Source organism: Ignicoccus hospitalis KIN4/I, assembly GCF_000017945.1.
In the GTDB taxonomy this organism is placed as follows: Archaea; Thermoproteota; Thermoprotei_A; order Sulfolobales; family Ignicoccaceae; genus Ignicoccus; species Ignicoccus hospitalis.
This window is the reverse complement of sequence record NC_009776.1, coordinates 759,228-781,996: the sequence shown is the minus strand read 5'-3', so window position 1 is coordinate 781,996 and position 22,769 is coordinate 759,228. Positions and strand designations below refer to the sequence as shown.

At 56.1% G+C, this 22,769-nt stretch carries 27 protein-coding genes; 11 read left to right on the top strand and 16 right to left on the bottom strand.

What is annotated here, in order from left to right; all coding sequences use genetic code 11:
- The 4 genes from IGNI_RS04545 to IGNI_RS04530 are packed head-to-tail and all read right to left on the bottom strand — an operon-like array spanning window position 1 to window position 2,730.
- Window positions 1-486, bottom strand: a complete 486-nt coding sequence (locus IGNI_RS04545; RefSeq protein WP_012123027.1) for a hypothetical protein — start codon at window positions 484-486, stop codon at window positions 1-3.
- Window positions 483-1,046, bottom strand: coding sequence for an inorganic diphosphatase (gene ppa, locus IGNI_RS04540; RefSeq protein ID WP_012123026.1), 564 nt, complete (start codon window positions 1,044-1,046; stop codon window positions 483-485). Before ppa ends, IGNI_RS04545 begins: the two co-directional genes overlap by 4 nt.
- A 26-nt stretch (window positions 1,047-1,072) precedes the next feature.
- Window positions 1,073-2,362 (bottom strand): histidine--tRNA ligase, encoded by a 1,290-nt coding sequence (gene hisS / locus IGNI_RS04535; protein WP_012123025.1) that lies wholly within the window; start codon window positions 2,360-2,362, stop codon window positions 1,073-1,075.
- Window positions 2,363-2,370: 8 nt separating this feature from the next.
- A complete protein-coding gene (locus IGNI_RS04530) occupies window positions 2,371-2,730 on the bottom strand; it encodes a hypothetical protein (RefSeq protein ID WP_012123024.1) in 360 nt (119 codons plus the stop codon).
- Window positions 2,731-2,802: 72 nt separating this feature from the next.
- Between IGNI_RS04530 and IGNI_RS04525 the strand changes: the two genes are divergently transcribed.
- Together IGNI_RS04525 and IGNI_RS04520 are read left to right on the top strand one after the other, a co-directional pair.
- A complete protein-coding gene (locus IGNI_RS04525) occupies window positions 2,803-3,438 on the top strand; it encodes a protein-L-isoaspartate O-methyltransferase (RefSeq protein WP_012123023.1) in 636 nt (211 codons plus the stop codon).
- 21 nt (window positions 3,439-3,459) lie between these two features.
- Window positions 3,460-4,827 (top strand): DUF2201 family putative metallopeptidase, encoded by a 1,368-nt coding sequence (locus IGNI_RS04520; protein WP_012123022.1) that lies wholly within the window; start codon window positions 3,460-3,462, stop codon window positions 4,825-4,827.
- Here the strand turns inward: IGNI_RS04520 and IGNI_RS04515 are convergent.
- The 4 genes from IGNI_RS04515 to IGNI_RS04500 form a co-directional block, all read right to left on the bottom strand.
- Window positions 4,814-5,629: an MqnA/MqnD/SBP family protein gene (locus IGNI_RS04515; RefSeq protein WP_012123021.1), complete on the bottom strand. Its 816-nt coding sequence runs from the start codon at window positions 5,627-5,629 to the stop codon at window positions 4,814-4,816. The genes IGNI_RS04520 and IGNI_RS04515 overlap by 14 nt on opposite strands.
- Entirely contained in the window at window positions 5,626-7,170 is a 1,545-nt protein-coding gene (locus tag IGNI_RS04510) for a dihydropteroate synthase-like protein (RefSeq protein WP_012123020.1), read from the bottom strand. The genes IGNI_RS04515 and IGNI_RS04510 overlap by 4 nt, the downstream gene beginning before the upstream one ends.
- 15 nt (window positions 7,171-7,185) lie before the next feature.
- The gene (gene glmU / locus IGNI_RS04505; protein ID WP_202943250.1) at window positions 7,186-8,358 is read right to left on the bottom strand and encodes a bifunctional sugar-1-phosphate nucleotidylyltransferase/acetyltransferase; all 1,173 of its coding nucleotides are present in this window, start codon (window positions 8,356-8,358) and stop codon (window positions 7,186-7,188) included.
- A 93-nt stretch (window positions 8,359-8,451) separates the two neighbouring features.
- Window positions 8,452-9,600 (bottom strand): PhoH family protein, encoded by a 1,149-nt coding sequence (locus IGNI_RS04500; RefSeq protein ID WP_012123018.1) that lies wholly within the window; start codon window positions 9,598-9,600, stop codon window positions 8,452-8,454.
- A gap of 89 nt (window positions 9,601-9,689) precedes the next feature.
- Between IGNI_RS04500 and IGNI_RS04495 the strand changes: the two genes are divergently transcribed.
- The 8 genes from IGNI_RS04495 to IGNI_RS07775 are packed head-to-tail and all read left to right on the top strand — an operon-like array spanning window position 9,690 to window position 16,636.
- Window positions 9,690-10,853 carry an inositol-3-phosphate synthase gene (locus tag IGNI_RS04495; protein ID WP_012123017.1) on the top strand — a complete coding sequence of 388 codons (1,164 nt, stop codon included), beginning with the start codon at window positions 9,690-9,692 and terminating at the stop codon, window positions 10,851-10,853.
- A 39-nt stretch (window positions 10,854-10,892) separates the two neighbouring features.
- Entirely contained in the window at window positions 10,893-11,915 is a 1,023-nt protein-coding gene (locus tag IGNI_RS04490) for a glycoside hydrolase family 130 protein (protein ID WP_187145944.1), read from the top strand.
- On the top strand, window positions 11,912-13,330 hold the full coding sequence (locus tag IGNI_RS04485) for an HD domain-containing protein (protein WP_148202246.1): 1,419 nt from the start codon (window positions 11,912-11,914) through the stop codon (window positions 13,328-13,330). The genes IGNI_RS04490 and IGNI_RS04485 overlap by 4 nt, the downstream gene beginning before the upstream one ends.
- 13 nt (window positions 13,331-13,343) lie before the next feature.
- Window positions 13,344-14,438, top strand: a complete 1,095-nt coding sequence (gene mqnC / locus IGNI_RS04480) for a cyclic dehypoxanthinyl futalosine synthase (protein WP_012123014.1) — start codon at window positions 13,344-13,346, stop codon at window positions 14,436-14,438.
- A complete protein-coding gene (locus IGNI_RS04475; RefSeq protein ID WP_012123013.1) occupies window positions 14,435-15,217 on the top strand; it encodes a 7-cyano-7-deazaguanine synthase in 783 nt (260 codons plus the stop codon). Before mqnC ends, IGNI_RS04475 begins: the two co-directional genes overlap by 4 nt.
- Window positions 15,214-15,528, top strand: coding sequence for a hypothetical protein (locus tag IGNI_RS04470; protein WP_012123012.1), 315 nt, complete (start codon window positions 15,214-15,216; stop codon window positions 15,526-15,528). Before IGNI_RS04475 ends, IGNI_RS04470 begins: the two co-directional genes overlap by 4 nt.
- Before the next feature lie 44 nt (window positions 15,529-15,572).
- The gene (locus IGNI_RS07780) at window positions 15,573-16,001 is read left to right on the top strand and encodes a hypothetical protein (protein ID WP_052570148.1); all 429 of its coding nucleotides are present in this window, start codon (window positions 15,573-15,575) and stop codon (window positions 15,999-16,001) included.
- Window positions 15,998-16,636, top strand: coding sequence for an endonuclease III domain-containing protein (locus tag IGNI_RS07775; protein WP_012123010.1), 639 nt, complete (start codon window positions 15,998-16,000; stop codon window positions 16,634-16,636). Before IGNI_RS07780 ends, IGNI_RS07775 begins: the two co-directional genes overlap by 4 nt.
- Here IGNI_RS07775 and IGNI_RS04455 read toward each other — a convergent pair.
- The 6 genes from IGNI_RS04455 to IGNI_RS04430 are packed head-to-tail and all read right to left on the bottom strand — an operon-like array spanning window position 16,611 to window position 20,953.
- Entirely contained in the window at window positions 16,611-17,249 is a 639-nt protein-coding gene (locus tag IGNI_RS04455) for a 30S ribosomal protein S3ae (RefSeq protein ID WP_012123009.1), read from the bottom strand. The two genes, IGNI_RS07775 and IGNI_RS04455, sit on opposite strands and share 26 nt — an antisense overlap.
- A 6-nt stretch (window positions 17,250-17,255) precedes the next feature.
- Entirely contained in the window at window positions 17,256-17,531 is a 276-nt protein-coding gene (locus IGNI_RS04450; protein ID WP_148202245.1) for a KEOPS complex subunit Pcc1, read from the bottom strand.
- Window positions 17,500-18,795 carry a hypothetical protein gene (locus tag IGNI_RS04445; RefSeq protein ID WP_012123007.1) on the bottom strand — a complete coding sequence of 432 codons (1,296 nt, stop codon included), beginning with the start codon at window positions 18,793-18,795 and terminating at the stop codon, window positions 17,500-17,502. Before IGNI_RS04445 ends, IGNI_RS04450 begins: the two co-directional genes overlap by 32 nt.
- Window positions 18,796-18,808: 13 nt before the next feature.
- Window positions 18,809-19,288: a 30S ribosomal protein S15 gene (locus tag IGNI_RS04440; protein ID WP_012123006.1), complete on the bottom strand. Its 480-nt coding sequence runs from the start codon at window positions 19,286-19,288 to the stop codon at window positions 18,809-18,811.
- A 33-nt stretch (window positions 19,289-19,321) separates the two neighbouring features.
- Window positions 19,322-20,536, bottom strand: a complete 1,215-nt coding sequence (locus IGNI_RS04435) for an aminotransferase-like domain-containing protein (RefSeq protein ID WP_012123005.1) — start codon at window positions 20,534-20,536, stop codon at window positions 19,322-19,324.
- 42 nt (window positions 20,537-20,578) lie between these two features.
- Window positions 20,579-20,953 carry a PadR family transcriptional regulator gene (locus IGNI_RS04430; protein ID WP_012123004.1) on the bottom strand — a complete coding sequence of 125 codons (375 nt, stop codon included), beginning with the start codon at window positions 20,951-20,953 and terminating at the stop codon, window positions 20,579-20,581.
- A gap of 180 nt (window positions 20,954-21,133) precedes the next feature.
- Between IGNI_RS04430 and IGNI_RS04425 the strand changes: the two genes are divergently transcribed.
- Window positions 21,134-21,907 carry a carbon-nitrogen hydrolase family protein gene (locus IGNI_RS04425; protein ID WP_187145943.1) on the top strand — a complete coding sequence of 258 codons (774 nt, stop codon included), beginning with the start codon at window positions 21,134-21,136 and terminating at the stop codon, window positions 21,905-21,907.
- Here the strand turns inward: IGNI_RS04425 and IGNI_RS04420 are convergent.
- Both IGNI_RS04420 and IGNI_RS04415 read right to left on the bottom strand, forming a co-directional pair.
- Complete coding sequence (locus IGNI_RS04420; protein WP_052570145.1) at window positions 21,855-22,052, bottom strand: hypothetical protein; 198 nt, start codon at window positions 22,050-22,052, stop codon at window positions 21,855-21,857. The genes IGNI_RS04425 and IGNI_RS04420 overlap by 53 nt on opposite strands.
- 41 nt (window positions 22,053-22,093) lie before the next feature.
- Window positions 22,094-22,765: a hypothetical protein gene (locus IGNI_RS04415; RefSeq protein WP_187145942.1), complete on the bottom strand. Its 672-nt coding sequence runs from the start codon at window positions 22,763-22,765 to the stop codon at window positions 22,094-22,096.
- Window positions 22,766-22,769: the final 4 nt, after the last annotated feature.

Here is a 22,769-nt window from a genome sequence, read left to right as displayed (position 1 = left end):
TCACATCACCACCAGCTCGTGCCTTTTTAGGAAAGCGACCGCAGAAAAGGTGGCTATGAGCGCCGCTAAGAACGATACTATTGCCTTACTGCCAGGACTGGCTGGGTCGGTGACGAAGGGTACCAGCTCGAGGGCCTTTAAGGTGGGCTTCAGGCTCACCTGTACTGCGAAGTCCTTGAGGTAGCGCTCGTACACGATTACGTTCTTGTGGGCGCAGACCAAGTACTTGACGCCCCCTTCAACCACCTCGTACTTGTTACAAGGTATTATGCCGTTTGGGAAGCCCAAGGCCCCGGGCCCCACGTACTTTCCGCCCTCGAAGTTCAAGAACTTCTCCGGGGGAGTTAACATAACCTCCAATACGTTTTCACAGCGAGGGCACGGGTAGAAGAAGGTCCACGACAAGTCCCCCGCGGGGACCTCGAAGGACCCGTGGGCGAGCAGCACTCCGCTGAGAGTTAAAATGAGTACGTCGTAGGTTATCACTGCCCTTGCCCGCTCGTTAGGGCGCTCGAGCGCTTATTTTGTTGATACCGGTCGATGGCCGCCTTTATTTTCTTGTAAGCTTCCTCCTTCGGTAACCAGTCCTTTATCTTGACCCACTTGCCGGGTTCCAGCTCCTTGTAGTGTTCGAAGAAGTGTTTTATCTTGTCCTTTATTATCTGTGGTATGTCGTTGACGTCCTTAATGTCCTTGAACCTCGGGTCGACCTTCTCCACCGGGACGGCGATAATCTTGCTGTCGGGACCTTCTTCATCCTCCATGAGGAGCACGCCGACCGGCTTGGCTTTTAGGTAGGTGCCGGGGTAGAAGGGGTCGTAGCTCAGGACCAAGACGTCCACGGGGTCGCCGTCCTCTTCCAGCGTGCCCGGTATGAAGCCGTAGTTGAAGGGGTAGTACATAGCGGTGTAGAGCACTCTGTCCACCTTTATTAACCCAGTATCTTTGTCCATCTCGTACTTGACGTAGCCTCCCATAGGTATTTCTATCACTACGTTAACGACCTCGGGGGCGTCCTTCCCGGGACCCAGCTTCTCTAAACTCAAGAGCGTCCCCCGAGAGCTGTTCTCGCTCACGGAGTTTTCAACGTCTCGCTCAAACAGTCCAACAGCTCCGCCCGCCCGCAGCTCACTTGGAGGCCCTTTTCCAAGTTCTTTATGGTAACTTTATTCTCCTCTACCTCCTTCTTCCCTATTATTATAGCAACCTTAGCATTCATGGAAGAGGCAAAGGAAAGTGCCTTCTTAATACTCTTCTGTTCGGTTAGCAAGAAGGAGTTTACGTCTAAGGAGGCGAGCTCCCTCTGGACCTCTAAGGCTACCTTCCTCGCCTCCTCGGCTAAGGGCAACACGGCGACGGTTGGTCTGAACACGAACCTCCTTCCCTCTTTCATCAACGCTAGGGCGGTTCTGTCCAAACCTATGGCGAAGCCTGTCGCCGGCACCCTCTCCCAACCGTAAACCTCCGTGAGCGCGTCGTACCTCCCCCCTCCGGCCACCGACACCGGGAACCCCGGCACCCTTACTTCATAAATTAAACCAGTGTAATACGCCAAGCCGCGGGCGAAGCCCAACTTCAACCTTATTACACTCTTCACGTCATCCGGGAGATACTTCAACACCTCTTCTAAGTCCTCGAAACGGTACTTGTAGCCCCAAGACTCCATCAACTCCTTCCCCTCTTTGATTACCTCCTCGCCCCCCTCCTTGGTCGACAATACGGCGACCGCCTCCTTGGCCCTCTCCGGCCTCCTCGCCTTGTTCTCCACAAGCTCCAAGGCCTTATCTATCATGCCTTTGTCTACGTAGTGAAGGACCACGTCTTGGTCCCTCTCTTCTATGCCTTCCTCGGACAGGACGCCCCTCAGAGCCTTAACGCTGCCGAGGAGTATCTCGTGGGGGAGCCCCAAGTTCTCGTAGTACTCGTGGAGCATGGTCAAGAGTTCCGAGTCTTGGTACGGCGACGAGGCCCCGAAGACCTCGAAGTCGGCTTGGTAGAACTCCCTGTACCTCGCGAACTGAGGCTCATCGTACCTGAAGACGTTAACTACTGTGAAGAGCTTCACCGGCTTGGGCCTCGGACGCAACAACCTCAAGTAAGCCCTCACTGCGGAAGCCGTGGCCTCCGGTCGGAGGGTGACCTTCCTTCCGCCCTTGTCGACGAACACGTACATACTTCTCTCTATTTCCACACCGCTCTTCATGGCAAAGAGCTCGAAGCGCTCCACCGTGGGTAAGTAGCACCTTTCAAAGGACCAGTTCCTAGCCAGCTTCTCCGCCTCCTCGGTGACCGCCTCCAACGCCTCCGCCTCTTCCCCGAAGAGGTCTCTGAACCCTCTGAGCGGCTCGGGGTCCAGCTTCAAGGCCTCGCCTACCCGCCCCGCAGTACTAAGAACGCTAAAATTAGGACAACAACAATCATCATTATTAGCATTAACTGCTGGTAGAGCATAACTGTGGACATCATTGCGTCCATCGTTTTCATTGAATGTACCATCTCATTCGTCGTCTCATTCATGAGAAGTCTTATGTCTTTCAGTATCTCTTTGTTTGTCTTTGCCATCTCCAACATAATGTCGTGCATCTCTTTAGTTAACGTGTACATATCTTTCATCATTATTGCCATTTTGGTCATAACGTCTGCCATAGTCTTTATCACGCCCGTAACTAGGCTCTCGCTACCCCCCGAGGGCAAGGAGACTTGGGGTGCGGAGGGCAAGGATATGCTCAAACTGTGACACCTACCCTCGGACGCTCCACATCTCTTAAGTAACTACTTCGAAAGAGTTCCTCGGATGAGGCCTTGGAGGAGAAGAAGAGGGAATTGATAAGGAACTTGATCGCTGAAGGTTACATAAAGAGGAAGGAAGTAGCCGAAGCGATGATGAAGGTGCCCAGGGAGCTGTTCGTTCCGGAGGAGCTCCGACACATGGCCTACGAGGACACCCCCCTTCCGATAGGGGCGGGACAGACGATAAGTGCGCCCCACATGGTCGCTTACATGGTCGAGGCTGCCGAGCTGCGGAGGGGCGACAAGGTCCTAGAGGTGGGCACGGGTTCTGGCTACCACGCGGCCGTAATGGCAGAGCTGGTGGGGCCGGAGGGCCACGTTTATACTATAGAGAGGATCCCCGAGCTCGCCGAGCGCGCGAGGGAGAGGCTAAAGGCGTTGGGATACAACAACGTCACCGTGCTGGTGGGCGACGGAAGCAAGGGCTACCCGCCCGCCGCCCCTTACGATAAGATAATAGTAACTGCCGCGGCGAAGAGGGTTCCAGAGGCCCTCTTGAAGCAGCTCAAGGTGGGGGGAATAATGGTGATCCCAGTGGAGGAGGAGCCGGGATATCAAGTACTCTACAAGATAATCAAGACTCCGGAGGGATATGTAATAAAGAAGCTGCTGCCTGTAGCCTTCGTACCTTTAATCGAGGAGGAGTAGTCCCCGGAGAGGACGCGGGGGTTGTACGCGTCGCTGAAGCTGAGAGAGAAAGTAGAGAGGGCGATCGCGTACCTCTCGGCGAAGAATCCCGGGCTCGGCGGCCACGTCGCCAAGTACTCTGTAAAGGTCGGCGCTAGAGAAGGCGGCTACGCGTACTTCGACTACCGAGACGGCTCGGTAGTGGTCTCTAAGGAGTGGTTGTATAAGCTCGACCACAAAGGCTTGGGGGAGTTACTCGCTCACGAAGCCCTCCACGGGGTCCTCGGACACTGGATATACTTGAAAGAGAGGAAGGTCTCCCACCCCCTGCTGTGGAACTTGGCGTGCGACATAGAAGTCAACAGCATATTAGAAGAATTGGGATTGTTCTCTAACTTGTATTCTTCAATGATAAAGTTGACGGGCTCGGAACCGGTAACTTGGAGGAGGTTCCGCTTCATAGGCGTAGGACCCAAAGAGCCCGCAGAGCTCATCTACGAGAAGTTGCTCAATTCCATCAACAACAACGAGCTTAGGCTGGTAATAGAGAACCAGAGGGGCGAGAGGGAGGCCCACGGCCGCGGGGAGCGCTCCTATTACGACTTCACCGTCGTGGTAAGCGACGTAGTTGACTCGGTAAGCAACGAGGAGAGGAGGGTCTACCCCAAGGAGAAGCTTTGGCACGGCAGCAAGGACGTAGAGGAAGAATTTAAGAAATCTTACGAGTACTTCAAGAACACTAAGGATCCTACAAAATTGAAGGACAAAGTCGTAGAGCAAGCGGTTGAGCTGGCCGTCTCCTTGAGGAGGGCGGGCAACTTGCCGGGAGGGCTGGAGAGGTTCGTAGCGCCCTCCAAGCCGCAAGTTCAGTGGGCCTTGCTGTTGAGGAGCGCGCTGAAAAAGGGGACGATCAAGAGCGTGAGGAGCTGGCAAGTGCCCAACAGAAGGGGCCTCGAAGGCGTGCCGGGTTACTTGAGGACCGGCAACAACTTGTGGTTGCTCGTAGACACCTCAGCCTCGATAACTGACGAAGAGCTCTCAACGTTCTTAGCCGAAGTAGTTGCGATATCCAAGTTAGGTAAGGTAAACTTAGTCACTTGGGACGTAGAGCCGAACTTGGTGGTGACCGCCGCGAGCAGGAGCAGGCTCCTCAACTACGTCAAGAAGAGCGTCAAGGGAGGGGGAGGCACCCTCTCGCGGCCGGCGCTGGAATTCGTCTACAAAAAGATGAGGAGAGGGGACGTGGTCGTGGTGCTCACGGACGGCTACTGGTTCGACGAGACTGAGGTAACTGACGTGATGCGTAAGATTAAGAAGTACTCCTCGGCCGCCGTGCTGGTGACGGTGGGGACGGTCCCGGAGGACGCTAGGGAGGCCGGATGGACGGTAATCCGCATCAAGAGGGCCTAACTACCTTGAACTCGGGGAGGAAGTCGAGGGCCTTGGACTTGTAGGCCCTCTTGTAGAGCTCCCTCAAGGCCTCCTCCCCTTCTTCGCCCATATCAAGGGTATATTCGTTAACATACATCCTTACGAACTTCTCCGTGGTGTCCTCGTCGAGCCCCCGGGCGAACTTGAGGGCGTGCGACAGCGCCTCCTTGGGGTTCTCCAAGGACCACTTAACGGCCTCGTACCATATCTCGGCCCAGTCTTGGGAGACCTCCCACTTGGCCACGTCCAACCCTAAGGGGAGGGGCAAGCCCGTCTCCTCGTACCACAGCTCCCCGAAGTCCATAACTTTCTTCAGACCTAGCTTAGGGTAGGTCAGCTGGCCCTCGTGTATTAGGACTCCCGCGTCCACCTCGCCCCTAGCGACCGCTTGAGGTATTTCGTCAAACTTTATAACGACGAATTCCACGTCCTTAGGTAAGTACATTTTCGCGAGGAGCGCGGCGGTGGTCAGCTCGCCGGGTATCGCCACCCTAGCCCCGGAGAGCTCCTTTGCCTCCCTCGCGACCACCACCGGGCCGTAGCCCTTCCCCATGCTGGCCCCAGAGGAGAGGACGTCGAACTTGGGGGCCAGGTAGGCGTAAGCGTGGGCGGACACGGCGGTTACGTCGAGCTCCCCTTTTAAGGCCATCTTATTGAGGGTTTCGATATCTTCCACAACCTCTTCCACTTCATAGCCTCTCAAGTCTATCTTCTTGAACTTTATTGGGTAGAACATGAAGGCGTCGTCCGGGTCTGGGCTGTGGCCCACCCTTACCTTCAACTCGCGTCCCCCTCTCCTTCTCGGAGCCCCCTAAGTTTCTCCCTTGGAGGTTCGAAGCGCAGCTCCTCGTCTTGTACGTAGCTCTTGTTGAGCTTGGCCGCCAAGTGGGCCTTCTGGAGCTCCCACCCTAAGTAGAGGGCGTGTGACGGTTCCTTCACCAGCCCCTCTGCTATTATGGTTTTTCCTATCAAGTAGGCGTCGCCCCTGAGCCACACGCCGTGGGGCTCCACGGAGGCCCTCACCTCGTCGCCCTCTACCCAAATCCTAACTACAGTATTCTCCAACTTGAACTTTACGTCCCTCACCTCTATCTCTCTCTTGTTCTCCACGCTTACTTTCTCTCTCCTTATCCTTTTTTCCTTAAGTATTAACAAATCCAAGCCTAAGTCTTTGGGCAGGGTTGACTTGTACAAGGCGTATGAGGTCATTATAGCGGCCGCCTTCGCTTCCGACCACGCGCCCTTACACTTGTCGCTGTGTTCAGTTACCATGAGCAACGAGGCCCCTCCCTCTAGGGCCAAGGAGGTCAGAGCGGCCAGCTGTCCGGGGCTGTCCGCGTCCACCAGCTCCACGAAGTTGCTCAAGCCTAACATTATGGGAGCCTTAACTTTCTTTGAGATTTCTCTCAAGGCCACGAAGCTTTCCAAAGTATGCGGGAAGGGAGAGAGCACGGGGTCCACTATAACCTTCTCGAAGCCGCGCTCTTGGGCGACCTTCAGGTTAGACAAGAGTGACTCTACCTTCTCCTCGGCGTTATTTGGCCAGTAGTTCCTCTTCACGTCCCCCGGGATTACGACGAAGGCCTTGTCGTCTGAGGGCTCGAGCTCCTCGAGCTTCGACCTCTCCAAAGACAGTATGAGGTCCGCGTCCACAGCTTTCATCTCCTTTACAAACATGCTGTCGAAGCCTACCGTGTGGAAGTACCTCCTGGCGAGCTCGACCAGCCTCCGGGCCTTCTCGGGGTCCGGAGAGGTGGAGGTGGAGCCGACTATCACCATGTCGGCCACTTCGGAGGCCTTTAGGAGCTGGGACTCCACGTCTTCGTTGTCCAACACCTCCGCCGCCAACAAGGCGGGCGGGGGCCTCAACGGGACCTTCAAGCCCCCCACGACGACGTACTCCTCCGGGACGTAGGTCTCTATGAACTCCCTCAGCTCCTTCAACTTCAGCTCGCTCAACACCTCGTCGAGGGGCTCCGAGGGGGACAAGTACTTCTCCACCGCGTTTAAGTTCTTAATCATAACTTCGAAGTCACTCAAGGTCTTGGTCCCTTTATAGATCTTCGCGCCCAGCCCCTCGCCGACCTCGCTCAAGTCGCCGGGAATGGCTCCGGAGACCAAGACGTAGTCGAAGGAGCTAAGGGGGGTACCCCTCTTCCTCTCCTCTAACCTCAACAACTCCTTCAAGCTCCTCGGCCTAAGGAGGGCCACCACGTCCACCGGAAGCCCCCAGACCTCCACGGAGTAGCCCTCAGGGGGCTTGAGCATGGCCTTGACGGCGCTCTCCAACCTCTTACTCGTTACTACGAGTACCCTCTTCATTTCCTAAACACCGCCTCAGCACTTGTACCTAGCCCCGTCCGGGACGTCGCCCCTCACTACGCAGCCGGGGTAAATCCAAGAGCGGGCGCCCACCCTAGTCCCCGGCATCAAGCTCACGTTGACCCCTATCCTGGCGCCCCCGCCCACTATCGCGCCCAGTTTCCTCCTCCCCGTGCTGACCCTCTGGCCCTTGAGGGTTACCTCTACCTCCCTCTCGTCGAACCTCAAGTTGGCCGTGACGCTGCCCGCGCCGAAGTTGACGTCCTCGGCCACCACGCTGTCCCCCACGTAGTTCAAGTGGGGCAACCTCGAACCCTCCATTATCATAGACTCCTTAACTTGTACGAACGGGCCCACCTTCACGCCGTCTAGCAAGGCGACGTAGGGCCTCACGTGGGCGAAGGGGCCCAAAACGACGCCCTCGCCGAAGTAGACCGGCCCCTCCACGTAAACCTCGCCCTTGACTTCGGGCAGCTCGCCGTAGACTTTCCCGGGCCCCCAAGGGTTCTCGAGGCCCTCCCTCACCTCGAATTCCATTTTCATCACGTCGAAGATGTCCCAAGGCCTGCCGACGTCCTTCCATCCGCTCGCGACCTCCACCGCCCTAAGCCCTTTGACCAAGTCCGTCAGTTCGTATTCGCCCCTCTTGGAAGGCTTTAACTCCTTCAATAACTCAAATATTTCCTTACTGAAGACGTATACGCCTCCATTTATGAGACCGGGGCCGCTCATCTCCTTCTCAATCACTTCCCTTACCTCGCCGTTCTCGACGACCAACGCGCCGTACTGGCTCACGTCGTCCACTCGGACGGCCAGTACCGAGGGGGCCTCGGCCAAGAGCCTCTTCAGCTCTAAGAGCGGCCTCTGCAAGTACACGTCGGCGTAAGCCACTACCACGTAGTCTGCCTCCGGGGGCTTCACAGAGGCCAACGCCGCCCCCGTCCCAGGGGCGGCGATCTGTACTGCCAGCTCGACTCCGTACTCGGACCTTAAGTTTTCAAAGTATTTGACGTGTTCTTTATTGACGACTACGATGATGTCTTCCGTTATTTCCTTCAGCGCCTTAATCCATCGCTCCAACAAGCTCTCGCCCAAGGCTACGGGCAGCAAGGGCTTGGGGCGCGTGGACGTGAGGGGCCACATGCGTTCGCCCTTCCCAGCGGCGAGGAGAACTGCGGCAGTCCTCAAGGCGGGGCTCCGCGGGTCTGAGGAGGGGAGGGCAGAAAACGGCTCTCGGCCAACTCGGCTCCGTTCATCCGGGGTCACACACTGGCGGTCTCCTCATCTGCGCCTCCTCTTCTTGCTCTCTACCTCCCTAGCCCACACCTCCACCCTTAATAGCTTCTTCATGACTTCACTCAAGAACCTAACGTAGGAGCCCCTCTGACCGACGAACGCGCCGAACTCCTCCTCGTTGACCTTGACCAAGAGGGACGGACCCGCGAAGTCCACGTCAACTATATGTTTGTGTATCCAAGGCACGGGGTGTATGGCCGCTATAATGTCCTTTAGGTTCAAGGTGAGCTCGACGGTCCTCAGCCGGAGCCCGCTGTCCTCCTCTATCCGCGCGATCCTCTCGCCCCCTCTACCGATGAACCTGGGCGCGTGGCCTTCCTTTAGCACGACCAAGGCGTCTGGGACGTGTTGGTTCTCCTCCAAGCCGAACTTCCTCTTTTCCTCAGTGAACTCGACCACGGTGATCACGTCCGCGTCGGGGGCGTAGATCCTGGCGGCCTCGACGACCTTTTGCTCGAGTTCGTTCAGTTTCCTCTTCCTCATCCTAAGCTCCATCATGAACTTTATGCCCCTGCGCGCGCCGGGGCGCACGATGTCCTTTATCCCTAGGTCTATCACCCTGGCCGTGTCCTCGTTCAACAGTATCTCTCTGAGCAAGCTCGCGCCGTCCTTGCCTATTTCCGCGTGAGTCTGGAATACGGGGTCGCCCACGACTATGAACTTGCTGTTCTTTCCTATTCTCATCAAGGCCTCGACTGCCGCCTCCGGCTCGGCGTTCTGCGCGTCGTCTAGCAGGATGACGGCGTCGTCGAAGGTTCTGCCCCTCAAGTAGTGGGTGTCCACCAACATCAGCCTGTCCTCCTCGTAAAGCCTCCTGACCTCTTCCTTGCTCACGTACTCGCTCAGTATGTCTATTAAGTAGGCCGAAGCTATCCTGTAGTAGTCCTCCACACCTATGTCCGCCGCCGTTATCTCCTTCCCGGTGACCACGTCTATCACGGGCCTAGCTATTATGAATTTCTTGTACTTCCCGTTGAGCAACGAATCTATTGCATATGCTATAGTTATCAAGCTCTTCCCTGTCCCGGAGGGGCCGAAGGCGCCTACCACGTCGATTTTGTCGTCCATTAGGGCCTCCACCAGCGCCTCTTGCGCCTTAGTCTTCGGCTCTATCATTCCGAGCAGCTTCTTCATCTCGCGTCCCTAGGGGCCTCCGGAGAGGGCTTTAGAGTAGTTCCGCAACCCTTATTCTGCTGATGTCCTCGCCCTCTCGGGAAGAGATTTTGATAAGGGTCGCTGTGGTGGGTGCCGGACTCGTAGCGAGCCACTACGCGGCAGGCCTCCAGAGGTTAAAAAGGGCCGAAATCGAGCCCTACGGGGTCCCCCTGGCCAAGTTCAAGGTAATAAAAGACTACGTAGAGGAGGAGGTGGTCTCCGCGTACGACGTAGACGCCAACAAGGTGGGAAAGCCCCTCTCTGAGGTAGTGAAGAGGCAGCTGGAAGGAGTTGTCCCGGTGCCCCCGGACGTCCCCGACTTCGAGGTCAGGGAAGGGGTCCTCGCCTCCTCCGGGGCCGGACTGGACAAGATGTTCCCCGTAAGGGGGAGGGATCAGAAGCTCCCCTTAAAGGAAGCCGTAGAAGAGATAGCGAAGGAGTTTAAGAGTGACAACGTCAACGTGGTTTTGAACTTGATCTCCACCGAGCCCGCGGAGCCCTTCGGGGACGAGGGGAAGCTCGCAAAGGCCTTGGAGAGGGGCGAGGTGAGCGCCGGCCAAGCCTACGCGTTTGCAGCTTACTTGGCCGCCAAAGACTCCGGCAAGCCAGTGGCGTTCATAAACTTAATACCCACGCCCTTGGCCAATGACCCGGCCTTCGTCAAACTTTACGAAGACGCTAACTCCCTCGTACTGGGGGACGACGGGGCCACCGGGGCTACGCCGCTGACCGCAGACTTGTTGGAGCACCTAGCGGAGAGGAACAGAAAGGTCCGGTACATCGTCCAGTTCAACATAGGTGGCAACACCGACTTCTTAGCGTTGACTATACCTGAGAGGAACTTGATGAAGGAGAAGACGAAGTCCAGCGTGGTGGAAGATATCCTAGGCTACGACGCCCCCCACTACATAAAGCCGACGGGCTACGTGGAGGCTATAGGGGACAGGAAGTTCGTAGCTATGGACATAGAGTGGATAACCTTCAACGGCTTGGTGGACGAACTTATAGTTAACATGAGGATTAATGACTCGCCCGCGTTGGCGGGCCTCGCCGTGGACTTGGTCAGGCTTGCTGCGGCTCTGCTAGAAAAGGGCGTTAAGGGCACATTCTACGACGTCAACGCCTTCTTCATGAAGAACCCTGGTCCGAAGGAGGCTAGGAACAAAGCTAGAATAAAGGCGTACTATGACATGATCTCGGCCCTGAGGGAGCTCGGGGTAATAGTCGAGTGATTATAAGTTTTGTACCCACTCCCAAACTGGCGCTCCCCCTTGAGGAAAGATCTCGAGCGCCTAACGCAAGAAGTCCTCGAGGCCAAAGAGAAACTCGTGGGCTTGAGGAAGGGAACGCTTGTAGACGACGCGTTCGAGCGCGTGGGGTACCTAACAGCCAAGAACTTCAAAGTGTTGAACTACCCGCGCGACCCGTTGGTCGCATTCAACCCCTCTGCGGTCGTGAAGGACGGGCGCGTCTTCATGTTCACCCGCTTTATATTTGATTACTACGGCTACGTCTCTTCTATAGGCTTGAGTACCTTCGAGTTGGAAAAGTTGGAGAACGCGTGTTGCTTAAACTTAAGCGCGAGGCTGGTGATCTACCCCACGACCGTCCACGAGGTCAAGAGGGGGGCCGAAGACCCCCGGGCCCACCTTTACGGCGACGGGTTCTTGGTTTTTTATACTGCCGTTGGCTTGAAGGACGGTGACTTGTGGCCCAAACAAGGCGTGGCCGTGTTGGACGAGAACGGAGAAGTCGTCGAAAAGTCCGTTTTAAGGTTGGGCGACGTCTTCCCGCCCTCGTGGAAGAACACCACCATGATAAGGCCGGAGGGCAGAGGGCTGGTCATCCTGACGCGCCCGTGGATCGAAGGGCACGAAGTGATATGGAGGGCTACGGTGGACGCGGAAGAATGGGTGGTAGACCCCTCTACGATGAGGGTTACTTTGGTCCCGGAACGCTTCGAGCTGAAGGTCGGCGTGTCCACTACGCCCGTAAAGATAGGGTCCGACGAGTACTTGATAGGGTGGCACGCTATAATGAAGGACGACTTGTCCTACCGGAACGGACTGGCCGTGGTGAACGGCGACGGCGAGCTGTTGGGCATCTCGGAGTACTTACTGTACCCCAAGTACATAGAAGAACTCTACGGCGACAGGCCGATGGTAATCTACGGCTGCGGCCTGGTCAAACACAAAGAGTATATATACTGGATTGGTGGCGTCGCCGACTACGGAATAGGGATTTACAGAGCGCCTTTGGATAAGGTAATGGAACACATTAAGTGGTTGAGATGATGCTGTTTTCCGACGCCGTTTACGGAGTGATCGAGCTACCGGACTTCTTAGTTAGGCGCGTAGTGGACACCCCGGTCTTCCAGAGGCTCAGGAGGATCAAACAGATAGGCTTAGGCCACTTGGTATACCCGTCGCACGACGGGACTAGGTTCCAACACAGCTTGGGGGCAGCCTACTTGGTCGGCAGGGCGCTTGACAGCTTGAGGGCGTCCACGGAGAGGTACGTAATTCCTAAGCTTGGTCCCCAAGAGCGCTCCGAGACGAGGCAGCTCCTCGAGCTGCTGGACTCGCTCAAGCCGTGGTTCCAGTACTTCATGCTGCTCCACGACGTGGGCCACGGGCCGCTGTCCCACAACTACGAGGACGCGGTCTTCGAGGCCAAGCTGATATGGGGATTAGAGGCGCCGGAGGCGCAACAGAAGAAGTTGCACGAGAGCGTGTCGAAAAGGATAGCGTTGAAGATGTTGGAAGGGGAGTGCGGAGGTGTCACCCTAGCCGAGAGGCTCTGCGAGGAGTCCGGGAACCCCGGGCCTTGTAGCGAGGACCCAGTAAAGGCGGTCAAGTCGCTGCTGGAGCCCTCTCCGGGCTTGTGGGACGAGGAACTGTTCCAAGGGATAAGGACCATTTACGCCTTCTTGAGTAACGGAGAGATAGACGTGGACAGGGGAGACTACTTGATGAGGGACGCTATAATGGCTGGTACTAGGATCGGTTTGTTCGACTACGAGAGGCTGTACTCCGTGTTAGCTATAGTCCCTTCTGACAGGGGGACTCCCTTCGAGGTGGCTGTTTTGGATAAGGGGGTGCCCTCGGTAGAAAGCATGCTCATATCGAGGTTCTACATGTACGAGAACGTTTACTACCACAAGACCACTCTTCTGTACAGCTCAGTGGCGTCGAGGCTCATGGCGTGGTGGCTCAAGGAGGGCGCGTTCCCGAAGATATGGGAGGAAGAGGAGCTGGAGCGCGTGGACGACTGCGCGTTCTACAGGGCGCTCTTCGATGAGGAAGACCTCACCAACTTGAAGGAAGTTGTACTAAAGAGGAAGCACGAAATCTTGGTCAGAAAAGAAGTTTTAAACGTAACGGTCAATGGGAGCGTTGAGGGACTGAGGTTCCCCGCCTACAAGACTGAGGTGGACGGCGTCGCTCTGGCCGACCTCGCCCGCGAGGAGCCGGAGCTGCTGGCGTACGGAGCTTCGATAAGGCCGTTCAAGGCCAAGAGACTAAACGTCTTCGTGCGTTCCGAGGGCAAGCTGGTCGACTTGTCAACCCACTCTCCCGTCGCGTTGAACTTGAGTAAGGTAGAACACGTCAAGTTCTACTTGGCCGCGCCCAAGAGGCTGGAAGGCTTGGTGGGACGGCTGAGCGAGGAGTTGAAGAAAAGGATTAACCTCCCCCGGGGCGCGCCTTAAGGGTAAACACTTAGTGAGGACGTGGGAGAGGAGCGACCTGGCACCTATCATCGAGAAGGCCCTAGAGGGGGAAAAGCTCAGCGTGAAGGAAGTCGAAGAACTCTTGAGCAGCTGGGACTTGTGGGCCTTAGGGGAGGCAGCGAACGAGCTGAAGAAGCGGATGTACGGGAACGTGTGTACGTACATAAAGAACATGATACTCAACTACACCAACGAGTGCGTGGTTGAGTGCAAGTTCTGCGCGTTCTACAGGAGGGTTGGAGAGGGCTACTTGCTCTCCCCAGAAGCTGCCGCCTTCGCGGTTGAGAGGCTGGCGAGGGAGAAGGGCATAAGGCAAGTCCTAATCCAAGGCGGGGTCAACCCGAAGGTAGATATAGAGTATTTCGAGACCATGTTTAGGGAAATACGCAAGCGCACCCCTCAAGTAGCCATACACGCCTTGAGCCCCGTGGAGGTGGACTTCCTCAGTAAGAAGCATAAGATCAGTGTGAAAGAAGTCCTCTCCAGATTGAAGGAAGCGGGCATGGAAAGCATGCCCGGAGGGGGAGCTGAGCTTTTGGTCGAGAGGGTGAGGAAAATACTCAGCCCTAAGAAGATTTCCGTGGAAAGGTGGCTGGAAATAGTAGAAACTGCCCACAATCTGGGCATACCCACGTCCGTAACCATGATGTTTGGCCACGTAGAGACGGTGAGCGAGAGGGCGCTTCACTTGATCAAGCTGAGGGAGCTCCAAGAGAGGGCCCCGGGGAGCTTGGCCTTCATAGCTTGGAACTTCGAACCCGGGAACACGGAGCTGGCGAGGGAACGTAAAATAAAGTACCCCTACGGGGGAGCGGAGCTGTTAAGGGTAATAGCGGTCGCGCGCTTGACCTTCGGGGACCTCATACCTCACGTCCAAGCGGGCTGGCTGACCGTAGGCAAGGACGTGGCCCAGTTAGCCCTTAAGTGGGGGGCAGACGACTGGGGAGGGACCTTGTACGAGGAGAGCGTGATACCCGCAACGGGCCTCAAGGTTAAGTTCCCGGACGAGGACGACGTGAGGAGGTGGATAGAGGGGGCCGGGTGTATAGCCAAGGAGAGGGACAACCTATACCGGGTGGTAGAGTGATACTCGTAGGCTTGGTCTCGGGAGGTATGGACTCCGCCACCGCCTTCGCTGACGCAATAAACAAGTTCAACCCGGACGTGAAGGTTGCCCTCACCGTGGTTTACGGCCAGAGGCACGCGAGGGAACTTAAGGCGGCCGCGGAGGTAGCCAAGTTCTACGGAGCCCAGCACTTGGTAGTCGACTTGAGCGACTTGTTCGAAAAGGTAAAAGAAGTGAGCGCCTTGCTCGGGGGGAGGGGGGTCCCGGAGGCAGAAGAGCTCGTCCCTGGCCTCGTGCCCCCGACCTACGTTCCCCAGAGGAACGCCGTCTTGCTGGCCTCGGCGGGAGCAATACTGGAAAAGTTGATGATAGAAAGGAACGACGGCCTTGGGGTAATTTCAGTAGGCTTCCACGGAACTGACTACGCCCCGGGGGAGCCGGTCTACCCGGACACCCGCCCGGAGTTCGTAGAGGCTATGGAGAGGGCCCTTAACGAGGGCTCCTCTGTAGTATTCAACTTCAAGAGGGCCGGCAGGGAGGCTAAGATAACTATATACGCCCCGTTCGTCCGGCTGAAGAAGAAGGACGTCGTCAAGAGGGCGTTAGAGCTGGGGGTGCCGTTGGAGCTCACTTGGACGTGCTATAGGGGAGGGGATAGGCCTTGCGGCACGTGCCCGGCTTGTGTGAGTAGGTTGAGGGCCTTCATGGAGGCCGGCGTGCCCGACCCGCTGACCGAGAGTTACGAGAGGCTCCCCGAGTGGTACGTCCGGTGGCTTAGGTCCGTACGGAAGGGGCGATGAAGAAGAACCCGAGTGCTGAACGGATGATTGGTCCTAGTCCAAGTGGAGCCCTCTGTCTGGTCGTTGAGGTGCTCCTGTTCTTGTGGTCCCTCCAGTGGCTCCCCTCCAGCGCGGCGTACGCCTTGTTCGGTCACCCCTTCCTCTCCGCGTTGGCCTCGTTCTGGCTGGCTTTGCACAACCCCGTCTTCGCGCTTTTAGTCTTGGTAAACGTGTGGAGGGCCCGAAGGGGGCGCTGTTGGCCGCTGTGGTTAAGAACTTACTGCTGCGCGCCGGGAAGCGTACCCGCTTACTTGTTGTTGAGGGAGCGCTAGTCGTCGCGCTCTCCCCGAGCGTGCGAGCGCAGGGCGCTCAGCCCTTGGAGGACCTCCTCGCGAGGGTAAGGCTCCTCCCCAAGTTGATAATTGAATGGAGGGACCAGCTGATCTCGTGGGTCCGCCAGAACGACCTCTACTTGTTCATGAGCGTCCTCGCGGTCCCCCTTCTCGTGGTTATGTACTACGACGGGAAGCTCCTCTTCAGAGAGCTCAGAGACCTAACCATCTACATATTGAGGAGGAAGGAACTCTTGCCTATAGAGAAGAGGTGGTACGTTTGGAGGATGTCCATGAGGGCGGTAGGGATAGTGGCTCTAACGTTAATAATAGTATTAATGGCCGGAGTGCTGGCTTGGATGGCCCAGTTCGAACACCTGTCCGACATGTTCGCGGCCCTAGAGAAGATGAGGAGGGAAGAGAACTTGCTGGGCATCCTACAGAAGTTCGTGAGCTCGCTGAGGAGACGTTGAGGAGGCTGAGGGAAGTCTTCGGCGACTTGGACGACTACGAGAACGAGTTCATCGCGTACTACGTGTACAAGAGGTACAAAGACCCCTTCGCCGTGCTCGTGGCGACCGTACTGTCCCAGAACACCACAGAGAAGAACGCCTTCGCGGCTTGGAGGAACCTAGAGGAGGCGTTGGGGAGGGTCACTCCCGAGGCGGTCCTCTCGCTCGGAACGGAGAGGTTGAAGGAGCTCATAAGGCCCGCAGGGCTCCAAGAGCAGAAGGCCTCCGCCATCGTGGAGGCTGCCCGCAAGTGGGAAGAGGTAAAGAAGGCCATAGAAAAGGGAGACAAAGGCGTCCTAACTAGGATAAAGGGCATAGGCGAGAAAACGGCCGATGTCGTGTTGATGAGCTTCGGACACGAGGAGTTCCCCGTAGACACGCACGTGAAGAGGGTCGCTAAGAGGCTGGGGCTGGTCGACGGAAACGCTTACAAGGAGGTCTCGTCCCGGCTCAAGGAGCTCTTCAAGGGTAGGACGAGGGAGGCGCACATGTACCTAATACTGCTCGGGAGGAAGTACTGTAAGGCTAAAAAGCCTCTGTGCTCGGAGTGCCCGCTCTCCGACCTCTGCCCTAAGCGGGGGGTTTCGGCACGATGACCGCCTTAATCGGGCCCTCCGGGCTAGGCATGTAGAGGACTTTCGACTTGTATATTTCGGTCCTTCTTATCGGGTAGATTTTCCTAGCTCTGTTTGAGATCTCCTCAGCTATGTCGCCGAAGAGCATGGCATTTATTACCTCGTCCAACGTCATTTGAGGCACCATCTCTTCTATCACTTCCTTCTGTATCTTCCTTATAGCCCTCTTCTGGCTGGTCTGACACCTGTAAGCGGTGAAGGTATCCACGGTGATCCTCAGGCCGTAACCGTCCTTCGTCCAGACGTCGAATATGCCCTCTATCTTGGAGCTCTTCCTTCTGGTCAAGCTCCTTATGTAATCCCTCGCGAGCTCGTGACCCTTGAATATAGTGTATGCCTTCAACGCCTCTTCGTCTACCTTGTTTATTTGAAGGTACACGTGGACGTGTACGTACGTGAAGTCGCCGGTTATGTCGTATAGGGTAGTGTCCACGGTCCTTCCGATGAGCTTCCACGCCTCGTCGGCCGGGGTCTGGCCCACGCTGACATTGTTGAACACGTCCGGCGTGATTATCTCATACCACTTCTTTATTTTCCACTTATCCTTGAGCGCTCCCCTCCTCCTAGCAGACATCCCTTGCTACCCCTCGCGGGCTTGGGTTACCCCTTTAATTGCTTCAACCAAAGACGCGTGCTCCAAGACCTCGTCCGCGGCGTTTCTGAGCCTCAGCACGTTAGGCGTGTAGTCGAACACATATATCACTGAATTTCCATCCACACTAGAGGAGTACTCCAAACCCGGGACCTCCACGTCGTCCGGCTTGAGCGCGCTGAGCAGCTTCTTTGCCTCTTCCTCCGAGTCCGTAATAACCTTCAAGGTCAGCTTAACCGAACAACAGTTTCTTGACTCGCTCAAGCTTCTCGTCCTCGGCCACCAACGAGCCTCCTCTTATCTCCCAACCGTCCTCCACAGCCCTCCTCACGCTCCTCTCCAAGTCCAAACCACTTCTCTTTATAGAATCTATCGGTATAAAGACGTTCTTGCCCACCTTGAACACTACTACGTGACCCACGTCCCTCCCCACGCCGTAGTCCCTTACCATCCTGTAGAGCAAAGTGGGGGAAGGGGGGACTTGATCTAAGGGTAGCACTGTCAACTTCTTGCCGCTCTGGACTATTATCTTGGAACCTATGAGCGAGTTCGGCAACTCCCTCGCGGCGAACCTAACGCTGCTAACGTAGAGCTCGTCTGCCCGGTAGAAGTAGTAAGACAGCGCGGGCAGGGCTATCACGTGGAACGCGCTCAAGTCTATCGTTGTTAGGAATACGTAGGTCGCTTGCTTGAAGCCGTGAACCAGAGAGCGGGGGAGCTTCCTCTCCTTGAGGACCTCCTCCTCCAGCTCCACCCCTCGGTCTATTATTTCCGTGGGGTCCCTGTTGGGCCTCTTGCTGACCTCCTCCAAGTAGGAGACTAACAACTTTATTATTTCGACCAGCTCCTCGCTCTCCTTCCTCTGCATTAGGTCCCTTATACTAGTAGTCTCGTCTATATCTACTTTGTTCTCTTTCAAGTAATTGCAGACCTTCTCAGGCGAGGCGGCCAAGGATACGAAGAAGGGCACGGCAGTGTAAGCCACGGAGTGACACAAGGGCAGGCTCTTCCACTTGTACAAGGAGAACGTTATGTCTTCTTTAACTATATTCGCTACCTTCAAAGACTCAACTATTAGGTAAGTCAAGCCCTCTAGGGGGTTCTCCTCGGCCGCGTAAGACGCTATTATAGAGAATATCTTGTGGTCGTCCTTAACTACGAACCTCTCCTCAAGCAGTTTTATTACTATCGTGCTAGAGTTGGCGTTCTTGACCCAGAAGCTGACCTTATTTTCGGTGACCAAGGGCTGGCTGGGGACTATCTCAAGCGTGGGGCCGCTCCTCTTAGGCGCGCGCATGCCCAAGGTTATGAGGGGAGACTGATTGTCTGGCTCCCTAAATGGGAAAACGTCTACTATCGCCTTTATCGAGTTGTTCTCGAGGGTCTGTTGAAGCTGCGAGGCCGCTACGAGCTCCTCGAAGGTAGGGGAGGCGTATACTCTAACAAACCCGTAGTCCTTTAAGGAGTCGACGAATTCGAGAGCCTTCTCCAACACTTTCTGTGAGGCCGCGTCCTCGTGGCTCTTCAAAAATTGGACGAGGCTAAGCTCCGGACTCGAAGAGCGCTGAGTACTGCTGGACAAGAAGTCTCGCCCTCTCCGGGTCGTACTTCCAGTCCGGAGGCAGCTTGCCGACCCTCTTGTAGTACTTGACTAACCTCCTTATCTTGGACTCTATCTCCATTAGTCCCCTAGCGGAGTGCTTGTCCTTGGGGTGCTCGGCCAAGTGAGCCCTGACCCTCACTGCCCTCTTCATCAAGTGGAAGAGGTCCTCCGGTATCGGAGGGGCGACGCCCTGCTCTTCCATTATTTTTACTAGCTTCTTGCCCACGATGGGCTTTACCAGAGGGACTCCGAACTGGTCCCTCAATATTATTCCGATCATCGAGGGTCCGTAGCCCTTCTTGCTGAGCTCCACTATTAGCGCCTTGATCTCCTCGGGGCCGAAGGGCACCCAGCGCGGCGGGGTATTCCTCACGGGCCTCTTTGAGTGGGACTTGCCCTTCTCCTTCCTCTTGTTCACGCTCGTCTCCCCCCGCCTTCACTATCTGGGATTTTAAACGCTACCTCTGACGTAACTCTTAACTACTTGGGACAGCCTCTCGATGCCTACCCTTATCTCCTCCTCGTCCGGGTAGCTGAAGTTGAGCCTCATCGTGTTGCGCCCGCTGCCGTCGACGTAGAACGCGCTGCCGGGGACGTAAGCCACGCCGGCCGAGAGGGCCGCGGGCAACATCTCCTTAGTGTCTATGTTCTCATCTAAGTAGACGAAGACGAAGAGTCCCCCGACCGGCTTGGTCCACTTGGCCGCGCCGTCCATGTACTCCTCCAAGGCGTTTAGCATAGCGTCCCTCTTCTTCTTGTAAGCTTCTTTGACCTTGGGGATGTGTCTATCCACTACCCCCCTCTTGAGCGCCTCGGTCGCAATTAGTTGGTTGAAGGTCGGCGTGTGTAGGTCCGCGTTCTGTTTGGCTATTTCCAAGGCGTCTATTACCTCCGGGTGCGCCGCCACCCACCCCAGCCTCAGCCCAGGGGCCAGTATCTTGCTGAAGGTGCTAGTGTATATCACTCTATATTTGTCCATACTCCTTAGCCTTTTGAAGTCCACGTCCTCAAACATGAAGTGGCTGTAGGGGTCGTCCTCTATTATCAAGAAGTCGTACTCCTCCGCGAGCTCTAGCAAGTGGGAGCGTCTCTCGTTGCTCATGCTGACGCCCGAGGGGTTCTGGGCGGTGGGCACGGTGTAGACGACTTTGACTTTCTTGCCTTCGGCTTTCAAAGCCTTGAGCCTCTCCTCGAGGATATCGGTCCTCATACCGTCGTCGTCTATGGGTATGCCCTCGAAGAGGGCACCTACGGACTTGAACTCGTTTATTGCCGCCAAGTAGGTTGGCTTTTCGACTACTACTATGTCTCCGGGGTTCACCAAGACTTGGGCCAAGAGGTTCAAGGCTTGCTGGCTTCCGGAAGTGACTATTATGTTATAAGGCATCTCACCGGGCGTTCCGGTCCTTTCCATGAAAGCCGCTATCTCCTTCCTGAACTCCCTCAAGCCCCTCGTTATGCTGTATTGCAAGGCGCGCGCGCCGTACTCCTTAATCACGTACGCCGATATCTCGGCGAGCTCCTCGGTAGGGAAGTACTTCGGGTCAGGGAGGCCGCCGGCCAAGCTTATTACGTTCTTACCTTCAGTTAGCTCCAGTATCTCCCTTATCTCCGACGACTCCATTAACGAGACCCTGTCAGCGATGAACGACTTTATGTCGAGCAATAGCTCCCACCCAAGTCCCGCCAGAGGAGGGCGGGGGGCCTTTTATTCTTGCGTCTGTACTTCGGACTTTATCTCCTCTATTATCTTCAATATTAGGCTGATGTTCTCCTCCAGCTCGTTTATCGCCTCCGAGTTGCGGCGCAAGGCCTTGAGCACGGCCCGTCCCGCCTCCGTGAGGCTGTAGACGCCGTGCTCGTCTACGTCCAGCAGCCCCTCTTCCACCATCTTCTTCAACAAGGGGTAGATTGTACTTTTGGGAGGTACCCACTTGTTATTTGTCAACCTTTTGAGTTCTTTCAATAAATCGTAGCCGTTCTTAGGCCCGTTCGACAAAGAGTGGAGGACGTAGAGGCCGAGGACGTTCAATTTGTAGGACCTGTGTCCAAGTTCTATCTTAACTTCGGTTAATTTCCTCAAAAGTTCCATCCCCACCGGACTTTGTGCGCCGGGCTTTTTGACAGATATGTGAATATAGGTATAGACGTTGCCTATATTAGATCTAGATTTCTCATAAAATATACCCCCTTCTCTAGGTGGAGCTGCAGAGCTTGCTTGGAAAATAAATCGTCATTCCGGAAACCTAAGGGGGACATGGGCTTGCGCGTCGCCTTAGTCCAGATGAAGGTAACGGACGGGAACGTACACGCTAACCTAAAGAGAATTGAGGCATCATTGAAGTACGCTATTGAACATTATTCTGTGGAAGCTGCCTTCACCCCCGAGCTCTCCCTGACCGGATTTTCGATACCCTCTAAGGAAGACGTGCGCGGGGCTGTTAACCGCATAAAGGAGCTGAGCGACGGAGTAGCTATAGGCGTGGGCGCGACCTACTTCGAGGGAGATAAAACTTACAACTCATATTTGATCGTCCGCGACGGGGACGTGCTCCACGTCAGAAAGAAGTTCATGTTGTTCGAGCCCATGGGGGAACACCAGACCTTCGCGAGGGGCGAACCCCCAACCACGTTCTACCTTAAGGACCTAAAGTTCTCAGTCTTGATATGCTACGAGTTGAGGTTCCCGGAGCTGTTCGCGCGGGTGCTGGACGCCGAGGCCTTGGTGGTCCCCGCCGCGTGGCCCTCCTCGAGGAAGGAGCACTGGCGCACGCTCTTACGGGCCAGGGCGGTGGAGGCTTCGAGCTACGTCTTGGGGGTTAACCGTTGGGGAGAGGGCCTCCACGGGCCCTTCGGCGGGTGGAGCTCCTCCTCCACGCCCGAGGGAGAAACGACCTTAGGCGAGGGCGAGGGACTCCTCGTAACCGAGCTCGATAAGGATAAAATAGAAGAATGGAGGGAGTTCCCGTCGTATAAGGATAGGCTTAGCTTGTTAGGAATTCGGCCAGCTTCTGGGCGTCGCTCCGGTACAAGTTGAGGAGGGCCTTAGTACCTATCAGTTCTAACCTAGCCTCTTCGTCTTCCTCGGCTATGGGCTCTAACAGCTTGAGCTTCCTCTCCAAGCTCTTTATCTCAAGCTCTAGCTTCTCGAGTTCCATCTCGATTAGCCTCTTGGGGTCCACGCCCTCTCTCCCGGAACGGTTATAGTGCCCCTCCGAGCCATTTAACCGGCCCGCGAAGTAATATTCCTCCTCCTCAACAGCTCCGCGACTGCCCTCCACACGTTAACGCCGGACCTAACCATCCTCGTGAGCTCCTCCCACTCCGAGTCCGTAACCCTCTCGAAGACCATTTCTACCTTGTTATCTGGTAAGAACTTGCCGGACACTCTGACGTACTTCTCCCCCTTCCTCTCAGCAAAGGCGCCGCAGTAAGAGATCGTGCAGAGGATTGGCTTCCTCCGCCCCAACGCACAAGACCTCCTAGCCCTATTGAAGAAGGCGCACTGGCCAGCGCGCCGGGTGTCCAGCCGGTACACCCTCTCCTCGGCGCCGTCCACTAAGGTCACCTTGAACGCGGGCTTATCCTTTATCTCTATACCTAAATCGCGAGCCTCCGTCTCGAGCATCACCGCGCCGGAGTTCCTCTCGCAACACTGACCGCAGCCCTTTATGCAGATCATCTTGTAGGAGTTCCTCAACTCGTTTGGGGTAACCTCGACGAACGCCCTCGGGTCGGCAGCGCCTATCCTCTTGAACACTGCCGTGTACATCTTTTTGGAGGGTATATAGTAAGTCCCGACGTAGAACTTCCTGGCTAAGTGGGCTTGCTTCAGCAGCCAGTAATCGAACGACTTAGTGCCGTCCGGGTGCTTCAAGGCGTAGTAAACTTGCAACGGC